The following is a 19,305-nucleotide window of genomic DNA, read 5'->3' on the forward strand; positions in this document are numbered from 1 at the left end:
TCACGCGCCCCCCCTGCCCGCTCAGTCGCGGTCCGGCGGGTACGGGACGCGGGGGTCGCGCGGGAGGGCGGCGCGGGCGCGGATCGCGTCCTCCACCGCCGCCATGCGGTCCGCGAGCAGTCCCAGCGCCGCGATGGCCCGCACCGCCGGGTCGTCCTCCGCGCCCCCGAGCCGCCGGCCCGTGACGTGGGTCCGCTTGATCTCCGCCCAGCGCGCGGCCTGCACCTCCGTCAGGGTGCCGCGCAGTTCGCCGAATTTGAGCAGGTTGGCCTCCGCGCCCGTGGTCAGGGTCTGGGCCTCGGCGCGGTAGTGGTCGGCGATCACCGCGTCCACCTCGGTCCGGTTCATCACCGGGTCCAGCCGGGCCGCGATCTTGTTCATGTCGCGGTACGAGCCCTGGAGCCGGAACGGGGGCTCGGTGCGGTCCGCGTCGGACTGGGCCGCCGAGGCGATGTACGCCGCGTTGACCGCGACCACCGCGTCCCGCGCCACCAGCAGGTGCCGCAGCACCGCCGTGATCCGCTCCACCTCCGCCGGGGCGTAGGGGTGCGAGAGCCGCTCCCCCGGCGCCGGCCGGGCCCCGCCCGCCCACGCCAGCAGCAGGTCCAGGTCCTCCCGGTCCCGGCCCGCGAGCGGGGCCAGCGCGGGGTGCGCGGTGAGGGCGTTCTCCACGAAGCTGAGCGCGAACGCCTCCTCCTTGCCGGTGAGCACGTCGCCCAGGTTCCACACGTCGGCCCGGTTGGCGAGCATGTCCGGGACCCGGAACAGCTCCCCGGACTCGGTGTAGGGGTTACCGGCCATGCACACCGCGAACCGCTTGCCCCGCAGGTCCCAGGTCCGCGGCCGGCCCTCCCACACGCCCTCGATCCGGCGGGTCGCGTCGCACAGCGGGATGAACTTCTGGAGCAGTTCGGGCGAGGTGTGCTGGATGTCGTCCAGGTACAGCAGGGTGTTGTTGCCCGCCGCCAACGCGAAGTTGATCTTCTCGACCTCGCGCCGGGAGGCCGCGTCCGGGGCCCGGTCCGGGTCCAGCGAGGTCACCTCGTGCCCCAGCGCCGGCCCGCTGATCTTCACCAGCAGCATCCCGAGCCGCTCGGCCACGTACTCCACCAGCGTGGTCTTGCCGTAGCCGGGCGGGGAGACCAGCAACAGCAGGCCGCTGCTGTCGGTGCGCTTGTCCGCGCCCAGCGCGCCGATCTGCCGGGCCAGGTTGGAGCCGAACAGGGGCAGGAACACCTCGTCGATGAGCCGGTTGCGGACGAAGGTGGACAGCACCCGCGGCCGGTGGTCCTCCAGCCGCAGCCGCTCCCGTTCCGCCTCCGTCAGCGCCGTCCGGGCCCGCTGGTAGGCGCGGAAGCCCGGCACCCGGTCCCGGGCGAAGGCGTCGGTGCGGGTCAGGAACTCGGCCAGGTCCAGCCGCAGGGCGCCGTCGACGATCCGCGGGTGCGCGCCGAGCAGTCCGGTCACGGTGGTGGTGACGGCCACCTCGGCGCCCGCCGCGCGGTCCGGCGCCGCGTCGACCCCCACGCACAGCTCGGCCGCGACCGCCTCCGCGAGCGCCCCCGCGTCCACGCCGGGCCCGGCGTGGCCCCGCAGCCAGGCGGCGGCCAGCGTCCGCCGGGCCTCCTCGTCCCCGGCGCAGGCCGCCAGGTCCGCGCGGAAGCCCGGATGGGCGGGCAGGGCCCGGAAGGAGGCCAGCAGCTCGGCGGTCCCGGGCGCGAGCACGAAGCCGAACGCGTCCTCGGCGGCCGTCAGTTCGGCCACGAGGTACCGGGCCGCCTCCGCCGCCGCGTCCCCGTCGGCGCCGTCACCGTCACCGCCGTCACCGGCCAGGAACGGGGCGATCCCCGGGGCCAGTTCGGCCACCAGCTCCTCGAAGGTCACGGCCGGCCCGAACACCTCCCGGGCCGCCGCCAGCGACCGGGCCCGCCGGGTCAGCGCCGCGCGCCGCTCCGCGTCCGGCACCCGGGCCCAGAACCCCCGGGCCGCCGCCCGCCGCCCGGCCGGGAACCGCAACAGCCCGGCCGCGCCCGCCAGCCGGCGCAACGCGCCCAGCAACAGCAGCGCGTCGTGGTCGTGCACCCCCGCCTCGTAGCCCTCGTCGTACGCGTCCCGCGCCGCCGTCCGCACCAGTTCGGCCAGCGCCTCCGGATCGGCCGGCAGCCCCTGTCCGGCCTCCCCGTGCGCCGCGAACAGCCGCGCCGCCAGATACTCGGCCCGGTACACCCCGGGCGTCTCCGAGGGCAGGCTCTGGCCCCAGTACGGGCGGGTGGCGGCGAACTCGGGATCGGCGACGGGGGCCCGGTAGTCGGTGCCGGTCAGGGTGAAGACCGGGCCGGCGGCGTCCGGGACCAGGCTCAGCTCGCGGGGCCGGGTGTCCACGGCGAAGGCGTGCGCGCCCAGCCGCAGCGCGTCCCCGCCCTCGGTGTACAGGTCGCGGCGGTCGCGCAGGGCGCGGCCGGCCTCCTGGCGGAGCGCGGCGAGCCGGCCCTCCAGTTCCTCCGCGCGCACCAGGTCGCCCAGGCCCCGCAGGTCCTCCACCGTGCGGCGGACCTTGGCGACCATCGGGTCGGAGGCGAACCAGGTGTTCACCGCGTCCGGGTCGGACAGTTCGGTGAGGTGTCGGGCGACGGTGTCCAGGATCCGGCCGGCGGACGCGGCGAGCCGGTCCGCGCGGCGCGACAGCTCGTCCTGGAGGGCCTGCTTGCGGGCCGAGAACGCCTCGTGGATCTCGAAGCGGCGCGCCTCCAGGGCCTCGAAGGACTCCGGGGACTCCCCGAACCGCGCCTCCAGCCCCTCCACCTGCAACAGCAGCGCGGCCAGCGCCGTGTCGCAGCCCTCGGGGTCGCCGGCCGCGCCGAGCCCGGCCGTCACCGCCTGCCCCAGCAGCGCGAACTCGGCGTCGAACGCGGCCCGCGCCTCCCCCTCGACCAGGGAGCGCCGGCGCCCGTCGAGGACCGCGCGGACCCGGTTGACCCCGGCCAGCACCTCCCCGATCCGCTCCAGGATCGCGGTGCGCACGGTGGCGTCCTCGATGTCGAGGCCGCCCACCACCTCGGTCACGGCGCGCAGCCCGGCGGCCCGCTCGTCCAGGCCCTCGGTGACGGGCCCGGCCTCGGCGGCCGTCGTGATGCGGGCCGCGTCCTCGGCGAGCGCCTCCAGTTCGGCGTGCACGGGGGCGAACGCCTCGGGCCGGCGCAGGAACTCCACGGCCCGCCGGCCGGCCGCCTCGATGTCCCCGGTCAGCCGCTCGGCGAGCGCGTCCAGCCGCCCGGTGTCCACGTAGCGCAGTTCGGCCAGCGACAGCAGCCGGCCCTGACAGGCGCGCAGGGCGGTGAGGTTGGCGACCCACGCGGCGGCCCCGCGCGGGGACTCGCCGCGGATTCGCCGCACCAGGGCCCCGGTGCGCTCCTCGGCCTCCTCCACGGCCTCGACGGCGCGGCGCGTGAGGGTGCGGACGGTCTCGTACTCGCCGAGGACCTGCCGGACCGTCTCGCCCAGCGAGTCCAGCACCGAGCCCAGGTCCCCGACCTCCGGGTCGCCGAGCCAGTGGTGCCGGTCGCGGACCCGGCCGCAGGCCGCCGTCAGCGCCGTGTACAGCTCGACCCCGGGCGCCACCCGCAGGGCCGTCTCGGCCAGGTCCAGGCAGTCGGCGACGCCGCGCACCAGGTCCGGGTTGCCGATCCGGGCCAGCGGCCCGTCCCCCGCCGGGTGGGCGGCGGCGTGCTCCTCCGAGACGAACGGGGACCGCCAGCGCTGCGCCGGGTGCGCGGCCGTCGCCGTGTCGGCGCCGGCGGCGGGGGCCCGCAGCACCACGAGGGTGCCGTCGGCGAGGAGGGCGTGGCCCAGGCCGGTGATCGGGGTGGCGGGCTCGCGGCGGATCAGGTTCCACGGCAGCAGCAGGATCCGGCCGTCGGGGGCCGCGAACCGGAACAGCAGGTCCTCGCCGTTGGGGGCGTGCGCGGTGCGGCCCGGCGCCAGGTCGGCGGTGTCCACGTCGAAGGTGCGCAGGGTGCCGTCGGCGAGCACGTACCCGCCGGGGAAGACCAGCCCCTGGTCCTCGGGCAGCCGCAGGGCGCCCTGGCCCAGGGCGTCGACCCGCACCACGGAGCGGGTGACGGTGTTGTGCACGAGGTGCCGGTACGCGTCCTCCTTGTACGGGCGGACCCGCAGCAGCACCAGGGGGCCGACCCGGGCGTGGTCGATCTCGGCGTCGGCGAGGGACTGGAGGGGTTCGGCGACCGGCTCGGCGTGGATGCCCCGCTCGGTCTCGACGTCGTTCTCGATCTTGACGGTGAGGGAGCCGCCGACGGTGGAGACCCACAGGTCGGCGCCGGGGATCGCGACGTGCGGGTGCCGGCCGGGCACGTGCTCCTCGCGGCCGGTCGCGGTCCAGGCCACGCCCTCGTCCTCGGCGGCGGGCCCGGCCGCGGCGCGGGCCGCGTCCCGTTCGCCGCGCGCGTCGAGGAACCGGGCCCGGGTACCGGCCCCGGTGCCGGTGAGCCGCCAGCGCAGGGCGCGCACGTCGGCCGCGCGCTCCCCGACCCGGAACACGGCGAGCAGCAGGTCGTCCAGGAGACGCAGGCGCAGCAGCCGGGCCTGGCGGAAGTAGCGGAACAGCTCCTCGAACTCGCGGGCGGCGTCGGCGCAGTCGAGCAGCCCGGGGACCGCGTCGGCGGGCAGTTCGGCGCCCTCGGGGTCGAGGAGGGTGAACACCTCGGGCAGGGTGACGGGCCCGGTGTGGCCGGTGGGCACGGCGTGCCCGAGCAGCAGGGCGTCGCCGACCGCGACGAGGTCCCGGGCGACGGTGGGGCGCGGGGTGCGCAGCGGCGCGGTGTCGGTGAGGGCCAGGCCCAGGCGGCCGAAGGTCTCGGTGCGGCGTTCGTCGAGTGCGCGGGCCCGGCGGGTCAGTTCGCGGGCCTGGGTGTCGAGTCGGTCGCGCAGGACCTCGTAGGTGCCGGCGTCGATGTCGGTGCCGACGGGGGTGTCGGTGCCGTTGTCGGTGGCGGTGGTGGCCTGGATGCCCATGGGCTCGCTCTCTGCCTCGGGGGCGGTCGGTGGGGGTGGTGCGGTGCGGGGGTGCGCGGGGCGGGGCCGCCGTCCGACCCCCGTGGTCGGACGGCGCGCCCCGCCCCCGCGCCCGGCCCGCTACGCCGCCTTGGTGGGGCGGCCGGTGAGGGCGGTCAGGGGCAGGTCGGCGATGCCGAGGCGGCCGGCCTGTTCCAGCAGTTCGCCGAGGGGGCCGGCGGCGGCGCCGGTGTCGGAGCGCATCATCTTGGTGAGCAGCGCCGAGACGGTGAGGTCGCGGACGTCGCTCGCGGAGACCGAGCCGAGGATCCGGGTGAGGTCCTCGGTGAACGGGACCGAGCCGTCCAGCCAGGGGCCGGCCAGGGTGCGCACGGTGGCGGAGTTGTCGACGAGCCCGTCGATGCCCTTGCCGAGCGCGATGGAGGAGACGAGCCGGTCGAAGAAGACGGTGTCCCCGCCGACGATGTTGATGTCGGCGCCCTCCAGGCCGGTGGCGACCACGGTGGCCTGGGCCTCGGCGACCCGTCGCTGCACGTCCAGGCTCGCGAGGCGGACCTCCTTGTCGGCCTCCAGCCGCAGGCGGTACTCCTCGTGCTCGCGGGAGGCGGAGTCGAGGGCGGCCATGGCGGCGGCCTTCTCGGTGAGGCCGGCGGCCTCGGCCTTGAGCTTCTCGCCGATGGCGGTGGCGTCGGCGAGGGCCTGGGCGCGGGTGCCCTCGGCCTCGGCGCGCATCCGGGCCTCGGTGCCCTGGGCCTCGGCGGTCATCCGGGCCTCGGTGGCGCGGGCCTCGGCCAGGCCGGACTTCTCGATCGCGTCGGCCTCCTTCTCGCGGACCTGGACGGCGGCCAGGCCCGGGGCGGCGGCCTCGGCCTGCACGCCCTCGGCGAGGCGCTGCTTGGCGCGGGCGTCGAGGTCGGCGGCCTTGACCCGGGCCTCGGCCAGGGTCAGTTCCTCGGCGGCCTTGTGCACGGCGGCCTGTTCGGCGGCCTCGGCGGCCTTGATGTCCTTGACGAGGCGTTCCTGGGCCTCGGCCTCGGCGGCGATGACGGTGGCCTGGCGGACCCGCTCGGCCTCCTCCACGGCCCGCAGCCGCTTGATGGACTCCTCCTGCTCGGCCACGGTGCGGTCGACGGCGATCCGCTCGCGGACCACCTCGGCGATCTCGCGGCGCTCGGTCTCGACCTCCTTGTCGGCGGCGATCCGGGTCAGTTCGGTCTCCCGCTCGCGGGCGATGACCTCCAGCAGGCGGTCCTTCTCGATCCGCTCGCTCTCGACGGCGATGACCCGTTCGCGGTTCTTCGCGGCGACGGCGACCTCACGGGCCTGGTTCTCGCGCTGGACCCCGAGCAGTTCCTCGGTCTTGAGGAAGGCGCCCTGGGCGCGCAGCCGCTCCTCCTCCACGACGCGGGCGGTCTCGGCCTCCTCGCGGGCGCGGACGGTGTCGATCTCGCGGCGCTGCTTGATCTCGGCGTCTGCCTGGCGGCGTTCGAGTTCGAGGATGGCCTCGCGGGCGTCGACGTTCTGGCGGGTGATCTCCTTCTCCTCCGTGCGCTGGAACTCGTTGGTGCGCACGTGCTCGATGGCGGTCAGCTCGGTGATCTTGCGGATGCCCTGGGCGTCGAGGATGTTGTCGGTGTCGAGCTGGGCGAGCGGGGTCTGCTCCAGGTAGTCGATGGCCGCGTCCTCCAGGCTGTAGCCGTTGAGGTCGGTGCCGATGACGGCGATGATGCGGTCCCGGAACTCGTCGCGCATGGTGTAGAGGTCGGTGAAGTCGAGCTGCTTGCCGACGGTCTTGAGTGCCTCGGAGAACTTCGCGTTGAAGAGTTCCTGGAGGGTGGTCTGGTCGCTGGCGCGGGCGGTGCCGATGGCCTGGGCGACCTTGATGACGTCCTCGACGGTCTTGTTGACGCGGACGAAGAACGAGATGCGGATGTCGGCGCGGATGTTGTCGCGGCAGATCAGCCCGTCGCGGCCGGTGCGCTCGATGTCGATGGTCTTCACCGAGATGTCCATGACCTCGGCCTTGTGCAGGACGGGCAGCACGACCTGGCCGGTGAAGGTGACGTCGACCTTGCGCATCTTCGACACGATCAGCGCCTTGCCCTGTTCGACCTTGCGGAAGAGGCGGCTGATGACGAAGAGGACGACGAGGACGACCAGGAGGACGACGCCGGCGAGGATGCCTGCGCCGAGGGTGATCGCATCCATGAAGGGCCCTTCGGTTGGGGGACGGGGGGTCCGGGGAGCGCGGTGGTGACCGTGCGGCCGGTGAGGTCGGGGGGGCGGCGGGCCGCCGCCCGGTGCGGGGGCGGGGGCGGGGGTCGCGCGGGGTGGGGCGGGGGGTCGGCGGGTCAGTGCCGGCCGGGGTCGAGTTCGGCGGCGTAGGGGCCGACCCAGAAGAACTGGCCGGGTTCGTCCCAGGCGTAGATCAGTCCGGTGCTGCCCAGGGACAGCGGTCCGGCGTCGGCGTCCCCGTCGTGCCGGCGGACCTGCACGAGGGCGGAGGAGCCGTCGGCCGCGGTGACCTCGGCCTGTCCGAAGCGGGCGTCGACCCGGCCGGTGCGGATCACGCAGACGGAGCCGATGAAGTCCTGCCGGGAGGGTGGCGGTTCGTCGGGGACGAAGAACCCGCGCAGCGGGCGGACGAGGACGGCGGTGACGCCCCGCGCGGCCACGAGGGCGGCGGGCGGGACCAGCCAGACGAGCGGGCCGCCGCCGAGGCCGACCCGGTCCAGGCCGATGCCGCCGGCCAGGCAGCCGAACCAGGCGAGGGCCGTGAACAGGGAGCCGGAGACGGACAGCGGGACCCCGGAGGTGCCCAGGAGGGCGGAGCCCGCGTCGGAGTCGAGGGCGTCGTGGTCGAGGGCGCCGACGGCGACGACGAGCCAGTAGCCGATCACGACGAGGAGGGGGAAGGTGAGGACGACGGCGGGGAAGGACAGGGCTGCGGTCAGGAACTCCTCCACGTGCCCTCCCTTCCGATTCCCGGCATCGTCGTGCCGCGTCACGGCCCGCTGTTCTCCCGCTCCCGGCCGTCGACACCCCCAGTGTGACCCGGGAGGGGCTCGGGGTTCATTGCCGGATCCCGGCAGTCTTCACGAAATCTTGATGCCGGGCGGAAACCGGCACATCGACCCTGTCCTCCGGCCGTTCCCCCCGCCCGGGGCCTGCGGCCGGTGTCCGATTCCTTCACGACACGGGGCCCCGGGGGGTGCTGGGATGGGTCCCATGAGCCCACGACTCGACATGATCGGCATCGTCGTCTCCGACATGCCCGCCGCCCTCGCCTTCTACCGCCGGCTCGGCCTGGACCTGCCCGCCGAGGTGGACTCCCTGCCGCACGTGGAGAGCGTGCTGCCGGGGGGTCTGCGGATCGGCTGGGACACCGAGGAGGTGATCCGTTCCTTCGACCCGCACTGGGAGCCCGCGCCGGCCGGCTCCCGGGGCGAGCGGACCGGCCTGGCCTTTCTCTGCGACTCCCCGGCCGCGGTGGACGCGCTGTACGCGGAGCTGTCCGAGCACGGCGGCGCCGGCCGGCTGAAGCCCTGGGACGCGTTCTGGGGGCAGCGCTACGCGACGGTGGCCGACCCGGACGGCACCGAGATCTCCCTGTTCGCGCCGCTGCCGGCGGCGGAGCCGACCGACTGACGGTGCTCGGTCAGGGTGCGGCCGGCCAGGGCCCGCACCTCGCGGGCCAGGTGCGACTGGTCGGCGTACCCGCAGCGGGCCGCCGCCCGCGCACAGGGCACCCCGGCGGCCACGAGGGCCAGGGCGCGGCGCAGCCGCAGGATCCGGGCCAGGACCCGGGGGCCGTAGCCGAACGCGGCCAGGCAGCGCCGGTGCAGGGTCCGTTCGGCGAGGTCGAGGTCGGCGGCGAGGGCCGCGACCCGCTCGCCGGCCACGAGCCGACGGGCCACGAGGGGCGGCCAGGGGTCGCGCGGCCCGGCCTCCTCGGCGAGGGCGGCGGTGAGGGCCGCGAGGGCGGCGCCGGGGGCGGGGGCGGCCGGGACGCGGTCGGCGAGCCGGGCGGCGCGGTGCGGGCTCCACACGTCGGCCAGGTCCACCCGCAGGTCGCGCAGCCGGTCGGCGGGGGCCCCGAGCAGGGCGGGCAGCAGTCCGGGCGGCAGCCGCACCCCGTGCACGGGTCCGCCGCCGACCTCGCCGGGCGGGTGCGGCCGGGTGTCGGGGCCGGCCACCCACAGCCGGTCCCCGGCCCACAGCAGGTCCATGCAGCCGTCGGGCAGCACCACCGCCCCGCCGCCGGGCCCGGGCTCGGCCCGCCACAGCACGGCCCCGGGCACTGCCGGCAGGGCCCGTTCGACGTACGTCACCCCTCCACCGTAGGCCGGGCCCGGGGCGCGGGCCGGGTCAGTGCGGGTGGCGTTCCTTGCGGAGGCGGGCCTGGTAGTCCTCGGGCGGCAGGAAGGTGGACCAGCGTTCGGGGAACTCGGAGGGCGCGTCGGGGTCGGGCCCGTCCTCGTCGTCCTCCGACTCGCCCTCGGCGAGGGTGCGCCAGGCGGCGGCGCGGGCGATGATCTGCGCGGCCTCGACCTCCTTGGCCCGCTCGTTGGCCTGGCGGGCGGCGGCGGTGGCCAGCGAGGGCCAGACCCGGTCGATGGCGGCGTTGACGGCGGCCCCGACGAGCACCGCGAAGGCCGAGACGCCGATCCACAGCAGGATGGCCACCGGCGCGGCCAGCGAGCCGTAGATGGTGGGGCCCTCGACCATGTTGGTGAGGTAGATCCGCAGCAGAACCGAGCCGAGCACCCACATGGCGAGCGCGACCAGGGCCCCGGGCACGTCCTCCAGCCAGGGCGAGCGGACCGGCACGGACACGTGGTACAGGGTGGTGAGGAAGGCCACCGAGAGCACGATGACGGTGGGCCAGTACAGCGCGTCGATGACCTCGGTGCCCCAGGGGGCGATCCGGACCAGTTCGTCGGGGCCCACCACCATCAGCGGCAGCACCACGGCCCCGATGAGCAGGGCCACCACGTACAGCCCGAAGGCCAGCAGCCGGGTCTTGACGATGCCGCGTTCGCCGTCGAGCCCGTACATGACGGTGATGGTGTCGATGAACACGTTGACGGCGCGCGAGCCGGACCACAGGGCGAAGGCGAAGCCGAGGGAGATGATGTCGGGCCGGCCCTGCCGGGTGACGTCCTCCAGCAGGGGTCTGGCGATGTCGTCGACGTCGCGGTTGGAGAGCACGGTGCCCACCGCGCGCAGCACGTTCTCCTGGATGCTGGCCACGGTGGTGGTGTCCGTCCACTGGTCCACGTAGCCCAGCAGGCCGAGCAGGCCGAGGAAGAGCGGCGGCAGCGAGAGGAGGGTGAAGAACGCGGCCTCGGCGGCGAGTCCGAGGATCCGGTACTCGATGCAGGAGTTGACCGTGTCCTTCAGGAGCAGCCACGCGATCTTGCGCTTGGAGACGTTGCGGTACAGGGCCCGGGCCCGGTGGAGCCGCCCTGGGGGCCGCTCGGGTGTTTCTTTCGCTGGCTGCACCTCCTTACCGTATCGGCATGACGACCACCACCCACGCAGTCGACAACCAGCCCCCGCCGCTCGCGGGGCACGACGTGTACGGCGGAGACCGGGTCCTGGTCGAGGGGGTGGAGCGCCACCTGGCGCCCGAACTCCTCGACGAGGTCCGCGAGGAGCTCGGGGCCCTGGGCCGGGCGGCGGGTTCGGCGCAGGCCCAGGAGTGGGGGACGCGGGCGAACGCGAACCCGCCGGTGCTGCGCACCCACGACCGCTACGGGCACCGGATCGACGAGGTCGAGTTCCATCCGGACTGGCACCGACTGCTGGGCCACGCGGTCGGGGCCGGGTTGACGGACGCCTGGGGCCGGCCGGGCGGGCACCTGCGGCGGGCCGCCGGGTTCTTCGTCTGGTCGCAGGCGGAGGCCGGGCACGGATGCCCGGTGTCGATGACGCACGCGGCGGTGCCGGCGCTGCGGGCCGATCCGGTGTTGGCGGCCGAGTGGGAGCCCCGGCTGACCTCGCACGTGTACGAGCGGGAGCTGCGGGCGCCCGCCGAGAAGGCCGGCGTGCTCTTCGGCATGGGCATGACGGAGAAGCAGGGCGGCAGCGACGTCCGGGCCAACACCACGCGGGCCGAGCCGGTGGGCGGCGCGGGCTCCGGGGAGTACCTGCTGACGGGGCACAAGTGGTTCTGCTCCGCGCCGATGTCGGACGGGTTCCTGGTGCTCGCGCAGGCCCCCGCCGGCCTGTCCTGCTTCCTGGTGCCCCGGGTGCTGCCGGACGGGACGCGGAACGTGTTCGCGATCCAGCGGCTCAAGGACAAGCTCGGCAACCGTTCGAACGCCTCCTCGGAGGTGGAGTTCGCGGGGACCTGGGGCCGCCTGGTCTGCGAGGAGGGGCGCGGGGTGCGGACCATCATCGAGATGGTCGCGGCGACCCGGCTGGACTGCGTGATCGGGTCGGCCTCGCTGATGCGTCAGGCGCTGACCCAGGCCGCGCACCACACGGCGCACCGGTCCGCGTTCGGCCGGCCGCTGATCGAGCAGCCGTTGATGCGCAACGTGCTGGCCGACCTGGCGCTGGAGTCGGAGGCGGCGACCACGCTGACGCTGCGGCTGGCGGCGGCGTACGACGCGGCGCACGGCGAGGGCCCGGACCGGGACCGGGAGCGGGCCTTCCTGCGGCTGGCGGTGCCGGTGGCCAAGTACTGGGTGACGAAGCGGTGCGTGCCGACGGTGGCCGAGGCGCTGGAGTGCCTGGGCGGCAACGGGTACGTGGAGGAGTCGGGGCTGCCCCGGCTGCTGCGGGAGTCCCCGCTGAACTCGATCTGGGAGGGCTCGGGCAACGTGCAGGCCCTGGACGTGCTGCGGGCGCTGGGCCGGGAGCCGGGGGCGCTGAACGCGTTCCTGACCGAGGTGGGCCTGGCCCGGGGCGCGGACCACCGGCTGGACGCGGCGATCAAGGACCTGCTGACGGAGCTGGCCGATCTGGCGGGCATCGAGGCCCGGGCGCGCCGCCTGGTGGAGCGGATGGCGCTGGTGTTGCAGGGCTCGTTGTTGGTGCGGTGGGCCCCGCCGGAGGTCGCGGACGCGTTCTGCGCCTCGCGTCTGGGCGGGGACTGGGGCTCGGCGTTCGGGACCCTGCCGGCCACCCTGGACCTGGGCTCGGTGGTGGAGCGGGCCCGGCTCGCGGTCTGACGCGGCGACGGGCGACGCGGCGACGGGCGCGAATCCGGGCCGGGCGGTCCCCAAACCGCCCGCCCGTGATCCGGCCCGTCGCACCGGGTCCTCCGGGGAGGACCCGGGACAGGTCCGGTGCCGCGCCGACCCGGCGCCGGCCTGTCCCGCTGAGCCCCGAGGAAGGAGCCGCGCGCCGTCGCACGGCGCCCGCCCAGTGTGTGCGCGCGGGCCTGTGACAAGGGAGAGTTGCATACCGTTGCGTTTCGGCCCCACCATCGTCGCCGGCGGCCGACGGGGTCCGCCGGCCCGCTCGTCGGGATGTGGTACGGGGGAGGCACGGTGGCCGAGCAGGCGCCCACCACGATCGACACGGCAGGACTGTCCGGGATGGACGCCCGGGCGGCGACGAGACTGCTGAAGGAGGTGCGGGCGGCGGCCCTCTCGGGGGGCCGGCCGGTACCCGCGCCGCGGCCGGAGATCGCCGCCTCGTGGCGGCGGATGCGGGCCTTCGGGGTGGATCCGGACCGGGACCGGCGGGCCCGGGAGCTGAGCGCGGCCGAGTTGGAGGAACGGCGGCGCGGCTCGGTGCTGCGGGAGGTGCTGCCGGTGATCCGGGAGGGGCTGTTGCCGGGTCTGGAGGCTTCGCCGCACATCATGGTGGTGGCGGACGCGGACGGCCGGCTGCTGTGGCGGGAGGGCGCGAGCCGGGTGCTGCGGGACGCCGACCGGCTGGGCTTCGCGGTGGGCGCGGACTGGCGCGAGCGGGTGGTGGGGACGAACGGGGTGGGCACGGCGTTGGTGGCCCGGCGGCCGGTGCAGGTGTTCTCGGCCGAGCACTTCGTGGCCTCGCACCACGGCTGGACCTGCGCGGGGGCGCCGGTGCGCGATCCGCGGGACGGCCGGCTGGTGGGGGTGGTGGACGTGAGCGGGCCGCTGGCCTCGATGCACCCGGCGACGTTGACGTGGGTGAGTTCGGTGGCGCGTTCGGCGGAGCGGGAGCTGCGGGTGCGGCACCTGGAGTCCCTGGACCGGCTCCGGTCGGTGGCCTCGCCGCTGCTGGCGCGGTTGGCGGAGCGGGCGCTGGTGGTGGACCCGGCGGGGTGGGTGGCGGCGGTGAACGGGATGCCGCCGGTGGACCGGGTGGCCCTGCCGGCGCAGGTGCGGCCGGGTGCGCAGCGGTTGGCGCGCTGGGGCGAGTGCGCGGTGGAGCCGCTGCCGGGGGGTTGGCTGGTGCGGCCGGGGCGCGGCGAGCCGGAGCGGGCCCGGGCGGGGACGCGGGTGGTGCTGGACCTGGCGGGGCCGGGGGCGTGGTCGGCGCGGGTCTCGGGGACCGGGGGCGGGTGGTCGTCGGTGCTCAGTCCCCGGCACGCGGAGTTGTTGTACCTGTTGGCGGTGGCGCCCGGGGGGCGGTCGGCGGCGGAGCTCGCGCAGGAGGTGTTCGGGGATCCGAGCCGGACGGTGACGGTGCGGGCGGAGCTGAGTCGGATCCGGCGGAACCTGGCGGGGGTGCTGGCGGCGCGCCCGTACCGGTTCGCGGAGGGGGTGGAGGTGTCGGTGGAGGGGCCGGCGGATCCGCAGGCCCTGCTGCCGCACTCGTTGGCGCCGACGGTGGCGGGGGCCCGGCTGGGCCGGCCCACGGGTGGCGTGCTTCCCTGACCCCATGAACCACGAGTCACCCGTGTCCCCCGTGTCCCCGACCCCGGCCGCCGATCCCGCGGCCCCGGCCCCGGCCGGCGAGCTCCTGACGTTGACCACTTGGTCCCTGGAGATGACGGCGCCCACCGATCTGGCGCCGGCCTCGCGGGTGCCCGGCCCGGAGGTCCGGGTGGAGCGGGCCGAGGTGCCGTCGCCGGAGTTCAGCCGGTTCCTGTACGCCTCGGTGGGCGGGGACCTGCACTGGACGGACCGGCTTGCGCTGACCCGCGCGCAGTGGGTGGAGCGGTTGGGGCGGCCGGGGGTGGAGACCTGGGTGGCCTGGGACCGGGGGACGCCGGCCGGGTACGTGGAGTTCGACCCGCAGCCGGACGGGGTGGTGGAGATCGTCTACTTCGGTCTGCTGCCCGAGTTCCGGGGGCGCGGGATCGGCGGGCACCTGTTGTCGGTGGGCGTGGCGCGGGCCTGGGACCTGGCCGCGCGGTGGCCGGGGCGGGAGGAGACGCGGCGGGTCTGGCTGCACACGTGCAGCCAGGACGGGCCGACGGCGATGGACAACTACCTCAAGCGGGGTTTCCGGCTGTTCCACACGGAGGAGGAGCCGAAGGCGGTCTCGCGGACCCCCGGCCCCTGGCCCGGCGCCTACTGAGCCGAACCGGCCCGATCCGCCCGGCGTTCAGCCGCGTCCACATGCTGGACGGCCCCGTCCCGTCCGGACCTCCGCAGGTCCGGGCGGGTCACGGGGGTCCCGCGGGCCGGTCGGGGCACCCTCCGGCCGGGGCCCGGACCCCGCCGGCCGAAAATCGCCCCCTCCCGAGGAGGCCACGACCGGCGTGTGCGGGGCGCCGCACGGGTCTTCACGGGCGTTCTCCCGTCCGGAATGAAACGGTTCGGCAGGCTCCGTCTCCCCTCGCGCGCACCCCCACCCCGGGCGCCCCCGCCGCCGCAGGGCGTGACTCAGACCACACCGTTCCATGATGCGAGACAATCGAGTCCGCATTGTGGACAGTAGTGGACTCCTCCAAGCCCCACATGCCACGCTTCCGCCATGAATGGAGCTGGAATCGCCCTGGTGAGTCGGCGGCACGTCGACCTCGGTCGCACGGCCAGCGCCATCTGTCGGACGCGCTGACGCCACCGCAGTCGCTCGCGCGCCAACACCCCGACACCGGCCTGCCGTAGGACACCGGCACCCCGGTCCGGGACCGACGCCGGACCCCCGGGACCCCGGCACCACCACTCCCGACGCACCGGCGTCCGTCTCACCCTGCCTGCCGCGAGAGCGCGGGTCCACACGTCGCGTCTCCCGCCCCTGCCCCTGCCGCCACGACAAGGACGTACCGCCATGGCCGCCACCCCCGAAAAGCCCGCAGCCGCCCCCGCAGCCGCGCGCCGCAAGACCGGCCGTCACCGCGGCGAGGGTCAGTGGGCCGTCGGACACCACACGCCCCTCAACGGCAACGAGCAGTTCAAGAAGGACGACGACGGTCTCAACGTGCGGACACGCATCGAGACGATCTACTCCAAGACCGGCTTCGACTCCATCGACCCCAACGACCTGCGCGGCCGGATGCGCTGGTGGGGCCTGTACACGCAGCGCAAGCCCGGGATCGACGGCGGCAAGACCGCCGTGCTGGAGCCCGAGGAGCTCGACGACAAGTACTTCATGCTGCGCGTGCGCATCGACGGCGGCCGGCTGACCACCGAGCAGCTGCGCGTCATCGGCGAGATCTCCGAGGAGTTCGCGCGCGGCACCGCCGACCTCACCGACCGCCAGAACGTGCAGTACCACTGGATCCGGATCGAGGACGTCCCCGAGATCTGGCGCCGCCTGGAGGCCGTCGGCCTGTCCACCACGGAGGCGTGCGGCGACACCCCGCGCGTCATCCTCGGCTCCCCCGTCGCCGGCATCGCCGAGGACGAGATCATCGACGGCACCCCCGCCATCGACGAGATCTACCGCCGGATCGTCGGCAACAAGGACTTCTCGAACCTGCCCCGCAAGTTCAAGTCCGCGATCTCCGGCTCCCCGCTGCTGGACGTGGCCCACGAGATCAACGACATCGCCTTCGTCGGCGTGGAACACCCCGAGCACGGCCCCGGCTTCGACGTGTGGGTCGGCGGCGGCCTGTCCACCAACCCCAAGCTCGGCGTCCGCCTGGGCACCTGGGTCTCCCTGGACGAGGTCCCCGACGTCTACGAGGGCGTCATCTCCATCTTCCGCGACTACGGCTACCGCCGGCTGCGCAACCGCGCCCGCCTGAAGTTCCTCGTCGCCGACTGGGGCGCCGAGAAGTTCCGCCAGGTCCTCCAGGACGAGTACCTGAAGCGCCCCCTGCACGACGGCCCCGCCCCGAAGCAGCCGCTCCAGACCTGGCGCGACCACGTCGGCGTGCACCGCCAGAAGGACGGCCGCTTCTACATCGGCTTCGCCCCCCGGGTCGGCCGCGTGGACGGCGCCACCCTGGTCAAGATCGCCGAGGTCGCCGAGGTCCACGGCTCCGGCCGGCTGCGCACCACCGCCGAGCAGAAGATGATCCTGCTCGACGTGACCGAGGACCGCGTGGACTCCGCCGTCGCCGCCCTGGAGGCCCTGGACCTGCGGGTCACCCCCTCCCCGTTCCGGCGCGGCACGATGGCCTGCACCGGCATCGAGTTCTGCAAGCTCGCCATCGTCGAGACCAAGGGCCGCGGCCAGACCCTCATCGAGGAGCTGGAGCGCCGACTGCCCGGCTTCGACCAGCCCCTCACCATCAACATCAACGGCTGCCCCAACGCCTGCGCCCGCATCCAGGTCGCCGACATCGGCCTCAAGGGCCAGCTCGTCGTCGACGAGAACGGCGAGCAGGTCGAGGGCTACCAGGTGCACCTCGGCGGCGCCCTCGGCCTGGAGGCCGGCTTCGGCCGCAAGGTCCGCGGCCTGAAGGTCACCGCCGCCGGCCTGCCCGACTACGTGGAACGCGTCGTGACCCGCTTCACCGAGGAGCGCGAGGACGACGAGCGCTTCGCCGCCTGGGTCGCCCGCGCCGACGAGAAGAGCCTGTCGTGAGCGAGCGCGCCGTCCCCTTCCACTGCCCCTACTGCGGCGACGAGGACCTGCGCCCGCACGAGAGCGGGCACGGGGCCTGGGAATGCCGCGCCTGCAACCGCGCCTTCCAGCTGAAGTACCTCGGGCTGCTCGCCCGGGGCTTCGGCAACGGGAACTCCACGGAGGGCGAAGAGATATGACGGGGATTCAGATCGTGACCGAGGACCACGAGGAGCTGCGCGCGCTGGCCGAGAAGGCCGGCCGCGAGCTGGAGGACGCGCCCGCCGAGGAGATCCTCTCCTGGGCCGTCGAGAGCTTCGGCGCCGGCTTCTGCGTCACCTCCTCCATGGAGGACGCGGTCGTCGCCCACCTCGCCTCCCGGGTCCGCCCCGGCGTCGACGTCGTCTTCCTCGACACCGGCTACCACTTCGAGGAGACCATCGGCACCCGCGACGCCGTCGAGGCCGTGATGGACGTCAACCTCATCACCCTCACCCCCCGGCAGAGCGTCGCCGAACAGGACGCCGAGCACGGCCCCCGGCTGCACGACCGCGACCCCGACCTGTGCTGCGCCCTGCGCAAGGTGGCCCCCCTCGCCGAGGGCCTGACCGCCTACCGCGCCTGGGCCACCGGCCTGCGCCGGGACGAGTCCCCCACCCGCGCGAACACCCCCGTGGTGGGCTGGGACGCCCGCCGCGCCAAGGTGAAGGTCTCCCCGATCGCCCGCTGGACCCAGGACGACGTGGACGCCTACGTGATCGAGCACGGCGTGCTCACCAACCCGCTGCTCATGGACGGCTACGCCTCCGTGGGCTGCGCCCCCTGCACCCGACGCGTCGCGGCGGGCGAGGACGCCCGCGCCGGCCGCTGGGCCGGCCGCGCCAAGACCGAGTGCGGACTGCACGGCTGATGACCGACCTTGTGGAGAACCAGATGAGCGTGACCGGCCAGGGAGCCACCGTGTGGCTGACCGGTCTGCCCAGCGCGGGCAAGACCACCATCGCGTACGCGCTGGCGGAGCGGCTGCGGGCCGCCGGCCGCCGCGTCGAGGTCCTCGACGGCGACGAGATCCGCGAGTTCCTCTCCGCCGGCCTCGGCTTCGACCGGGCCGACCGGCACACCAACGTGCAGCGGATCGGCTTCGTCGCCGAACTCCTCGCCCGCAACGGGGTCCTCGCCCTCGTGCCCGTCATCGCGCCCTACGCCGACAGCCGCGAGGCCGTCCGCGCCCGGCACGCCAAGAACGACACCCCCTACCTGGAGGTGCACGTGGCCACCCCGGTCGAGGTGTGCTCCGAGCGGGACGTCAAGGGCCTCTACGCCAAGCAGGCCGCCGGCGAGATCTCCGGCCTCACCGGGGTGGACGACCCCTACGAGTCCCCCGAGGCCCCGGACCTTCGCATCGAGTCGCACACGCAGTCCGTGTCGGAGTCGGCCGACTCCCTGCACGCTCTGCTCACCGAGAGGGGACTGGCGTGACCACCGCAGCGCACAGCCACACCGCGGCCTCCCAGGCCGATCCCGACACGGACGCGCCCTACGCGCTCAGCCACCTCGACTCCCTGGAGTCCGAGGCCGTCCACATCTTCCGCGAGGTGGCGGGCGAGTTCGAGAAGCCGGTGATCCTCTTCTCCGGCGGCAAGGACTCCATCGTCATGCTGCACCTGGCGCTCAAGGCATTCGCGCCCGCGCCGGTGCCCTTCGCCCTGCTGCACGTGGACACCGGGCACAACTTCCCCGAGGTCATCGAGTACCGCGACCGGGTCGCCGCCCGCCACAACCTGCGCCTGCACGTGGCCTCCGTCCAGGAGTACATCGACGCCGGCAAGCTCCGCGAGCGCCCCGACGGCACCCGCAACCCGCTCCAGACCGTGCCCCTGACCGAGGCCATCCAGCGGCACCGCTTCGACGCCGTGTTCGGCGGCGGCCGGCGCGACGAGGAGAAGGCCCGCGCCAAGGAGCGCGTGTTCTCCCTGCGCGACGAGTTCTCCCAGTGGGACCCGCGCCGCCAGCGCCCCGAACTGTGGCAGCTGTACAACGGCCGGCACGCCGCCGGCGAGCACGTCCGCGTCTTCCCGCTGTCCAACTGGACCGAGCTGGACGTGTGGCAGTACATCGCCCGCGAGGGCATCGAACTCCCCGAGATCTACTTCGCGCACGAGCGGCCCGTGTTCGCCCGCTCCGGCATGTGGCTCACCGCCGGCGACTGGGGCGGCCCCAAGGAGGGCGAGACGGTCGAGACCCGCCGGATCCGCTACCGCACCGTCGGCGACATGTCCTGCACCGGCGCCGTCGACTCCGACGCCGCCGACCTCGACGCCGTGATCGCCGAGATCGCCGTGTCCCGCCTCACCGAGCGGGGCGCGACCCGCGCCGACGACAAGCTGTCCGAGGCCGCGATGGAAGACCGCAAGCGCGAAGGGTACTTCTAAG

15 protein-coding genes are annotated in these 19,305 nt (G+C 74.8%); 10 read left to right on the forward strand and 5 right to left on the reverse strand.

The genetic code is table 11. The annotated features are described in order from the left end of the window. Positions 1-21: 21 nt before the first annotated feature. From ACN20G_RS03360 to ACN20G_RS03370, 3 genes are all read right to left on the reverse strand, one after another. Positions 22-5,028 carry a DNA repair ATPase gene (locus ACN20G_RS03360; protein ID WP_424211206.1) on the reverse strand — a complete coding sequence of 1,669 codons (5,007 nt, stop codon included), beginning with the start codon at positions 5,026-5,028 and terminating at the stop codon, positions 22-24. A gap of 120 nt (positions 5,029-5,148) precedes the next feature. Beyond that, entirely contained in the window at positions 5,149-7,236 is a 2,088-nt protein-coding gene (locus tag ACN20G_RS03365) for a flotillin family protein (protein WP_424211207.1), read from the reverse strand. Between the two features lie 143 nt (positions 7,237-7,379). Further along, the gene (locus tag ACN20G_RS03370) at positions 7,380-7,994 is read right to left on the reverse strand and encodes a hypothetical protein (protein WP_424211208.1); all 615 of its coding nucleotides are present in this window, start codon (positions 7,992-7,994) and stop codon (positions 7,380-7,382) included. A gap of 262 nt (positions 7,995-8,256) precedes the next feature. On the opposite strand from ACN20G_RS03370, the gene ACN20G_RS03375 reads away from it, so the two are divergent. Next, on the forward strand, positions 8,257-8,676 hold the full coding sequence (locus ACN20G_RS03375; RefSeq protein ID WP_424211209.1) for a VOC family protein: 420 nt from the start codon (positions 8,257-8,259) through the stop codon (positions 8,674-8,676). On the opposite strand, the gene ACN20G_RS03380 is transcribed toward ACN20G_RS03375, so the two are convergent. Then, positions 8,598-9,359: a helix-turn-helix domain-containing protein gene (locus ACN20G_RS03380; protein WP_424211210.1), complete on the reverse strand. Its 762-nt coding sequence runs from the start codon at positions 9,357-9,359 to the stop codon at positions 8,598-8,600. The genes ACN20G_RS03375 and ACN20G_RS03380 overlap by 79 nt on opposite strands. Positions 9,360-9,396: 37 nt before the next feature. Continuing rightward, positions 9,397-10,533: a YihY/virulence factor BrkB family protein gene (locus ACN20G_RS03385; protein ID WP_424211211.1), complete on the reverse strand. Its 1,137-nt coding sequence runs from the start codon at positions 10,531-10,533 to the stop codon at positions 9,397-9,399. 17 nt (positions 10,534-10,550) lie between these two features. Between ACN20G_RS03385 and ACN20G_RS03390 the strand changes: the two genes are divergently transcribed. The 9 genes from ACN20G_RS03390 to cysD all read left to right on the forward strand — a co-directional run bounded on the left by ACN20G_RS03390 (position 10,551) and on the right by cysD (position 19,304). Next, positions 10,551-12,209 (forward strand): acyl-CoA dehydrogenase family protein, encoded by a 1,659-nt coding sequence (locus ACN20G_RS03390; protein ID WP_424211212.1) that lies wholly within the window; start codon positions 10,551-10,553, stop codon positions 12,207-12,209. Between the two features lie 300 nt (positions 12,210-12,509). Beyond that, complete coding sequence (locus tag ACN20G_RS03395; RefSeq protein ID WP_424211213.1) at positions 12,510-13,847, forward strand: GAF domain-containing protein; 1,338 nt, start codon at positions 12,510-12,512, stop codon at positions 13,845-13,847. A gap of 112 nt (positions 13,848-13,959) precedes the next feature. Beyond that, positions 13,960-14,493, forward strand: coding sequence for a GNAT family N-acetyltransferase (locus ACN20G_RS03400; RefSeq protein ID WP_424215350.1), 534 nt, complete (start codon positions 13,960-13,962; stop codon positions 14,491-14,493). A gap of 399 nt (positions 14,494-14,892) precedes the next feature. Beyond that, a complete protein-coding gene (locus ACN20G_RS03405; protein ID WP_424215351.1) occupies positions 14,893-14,976 on the forward strand; it encodes a putative leader peptide in 84 nt (27 codons plus the stop codon). Positions 14,977-15,189: 213 nt separating this feature from the next. Next, positions 15,190-16,893 carry a nitrite/sulfite reductase gene (locus ACN20G_RS03410; RefSeq protein WP_424211214.1) on the forward strand — a complete coding sequence of 568 codons (1,704 nt, stop codon included), beginning with the start codon at positions 15,190-15,192 and terminating at the stop codon, positions 16,891-16,893. Next, positions 16,890-17,072, forward strand: coding sequence for a hypothetical protein (locus tag ACN20G_RS03415; RefSeq protein WP_424211215.1), 183 nt, complete (start codon positions 16,890-16,892; stop codon positions 17,070-17,072). Before ACN20G_RS03410 ends, ACN20G_RS03415 begins: the two co-directional genes overlap by 4 nt. Next, positions 17,069-17,782, forward strand: a complete 714-nt coding sequence (locus ACN20G_RS03420; protein ID WP_424211216.1) for a phosphoadenylyl-sulfate reductase — start codon at positions 17,069-17,071, stop codon at positions 17,780-17,782. Before ACN20G_RS03415 ends, ACN20G_RS03420 begins: the two co-directional genes overlap by 4 nt. After that, positions 17,782-18,351, forward strand: coding sequence for an adenylyl-sulfate kinase (gene cysC / locus ACN20G_RS03425; protein WP_424211217.1), 570 nt, complete (start codon positions 17,782-17,784; stop codon positions 18,349-18,351). The genes ACN20G_RS03420 and cysC overlap by 1 nt, the downstream gene beginning before the upstream one ends. Next, complete coding sequence (gene cysD, locus ACN20G_RS03430) at positions 18,348-19,304, forward strand: sulfate adenylyltransferase subunit CysD (RefSeq protein ID WP_424211218.1); 957 nt, start codon at positions 18,348-18,350, stop codon at positions 19,302-19,304. Before cysC ends, cysD begins: the two co-directional genes overlap by 4 nt. Position 19,305 lies beyond the last annotated feature (1 nt).

It is taken from the genome of Streptomyces dryopteridis, assembly GCF_049606955.1.
GTDB lineage: Bacteria > Actinomycetota > Actinomycetes > Streptomycetales > Streptomycetaceae > Streptomyces.

Coding starts and splice junctions, on each gene's coding strand:
- ACN20G_RS03390 (WP_424211212.1), top strand. CDS start 10,551: ATGACGACCACCACCCACGCAGTCGACAACCAGCCCCCGCCGCTCGCG.
- ACN20G_RS03375 (WP_424211209.1), top strand. CDS start 8,257: ATGAGCCCACGACTCGACATGATCGGCATCGTCGTCTCCGACATGCCC.
- ACN20G_RS03420 (WP_424211216.1), top strand. CDS start 17,069: ATGACGGGGATTCAGATCGTGACCGAGGACCACGAGGAGCTGCGCGCG.
- ACN20G_RS03410 (WP_424211214.1), top strand. CDS start 15,190: ATGGCCGCCACCCCCGAAAAGCCCGCAGCCGCCCCCGCAGCCGCGCGC.
- ACN20G_RS03395 (WP_424211213.1), top strand. CDS start 12,510: ATGTGGTACGGGGGAGGCACGGTGGCCGAGCAGGCGCCCACCACGATC.
- cysC (WP_424211217.1), top strand. CDS start 17,782: ATGACCGACCTTGTGGAGAACCAGATGAGCGTGACCGGCCAGGGAGCC.
- ACN20G_RS03405 (WP_424215351.1), top strand. CDS start 14,893: ATGAATGGAGCTGGAATCGCCCTGGTGAGTCGGCGGCACGTCGACCTC.
- ACN20G_RS03360 (WP_424211206.1), bottom strand. CDS start 5,028: ATGGGCATCCAGGCCACCACCGCCACCGACAACGGCACCGACACCCCC.
- ACN20G_RS03400 (WP_424215350.1), top strand. CDS start 13,960: ATGACGGCGCCCACCGATCTGGCGCCGGCCTCGCGGGTGCCCGGCCCG.
- ACN20G_RS03365 (WP_424211207.1), bottom strand. CDS start 7,236: ATGGATGCGATCACCCTCGGCGCAGGCATCCTCGCCGGCGTCGTCCTC.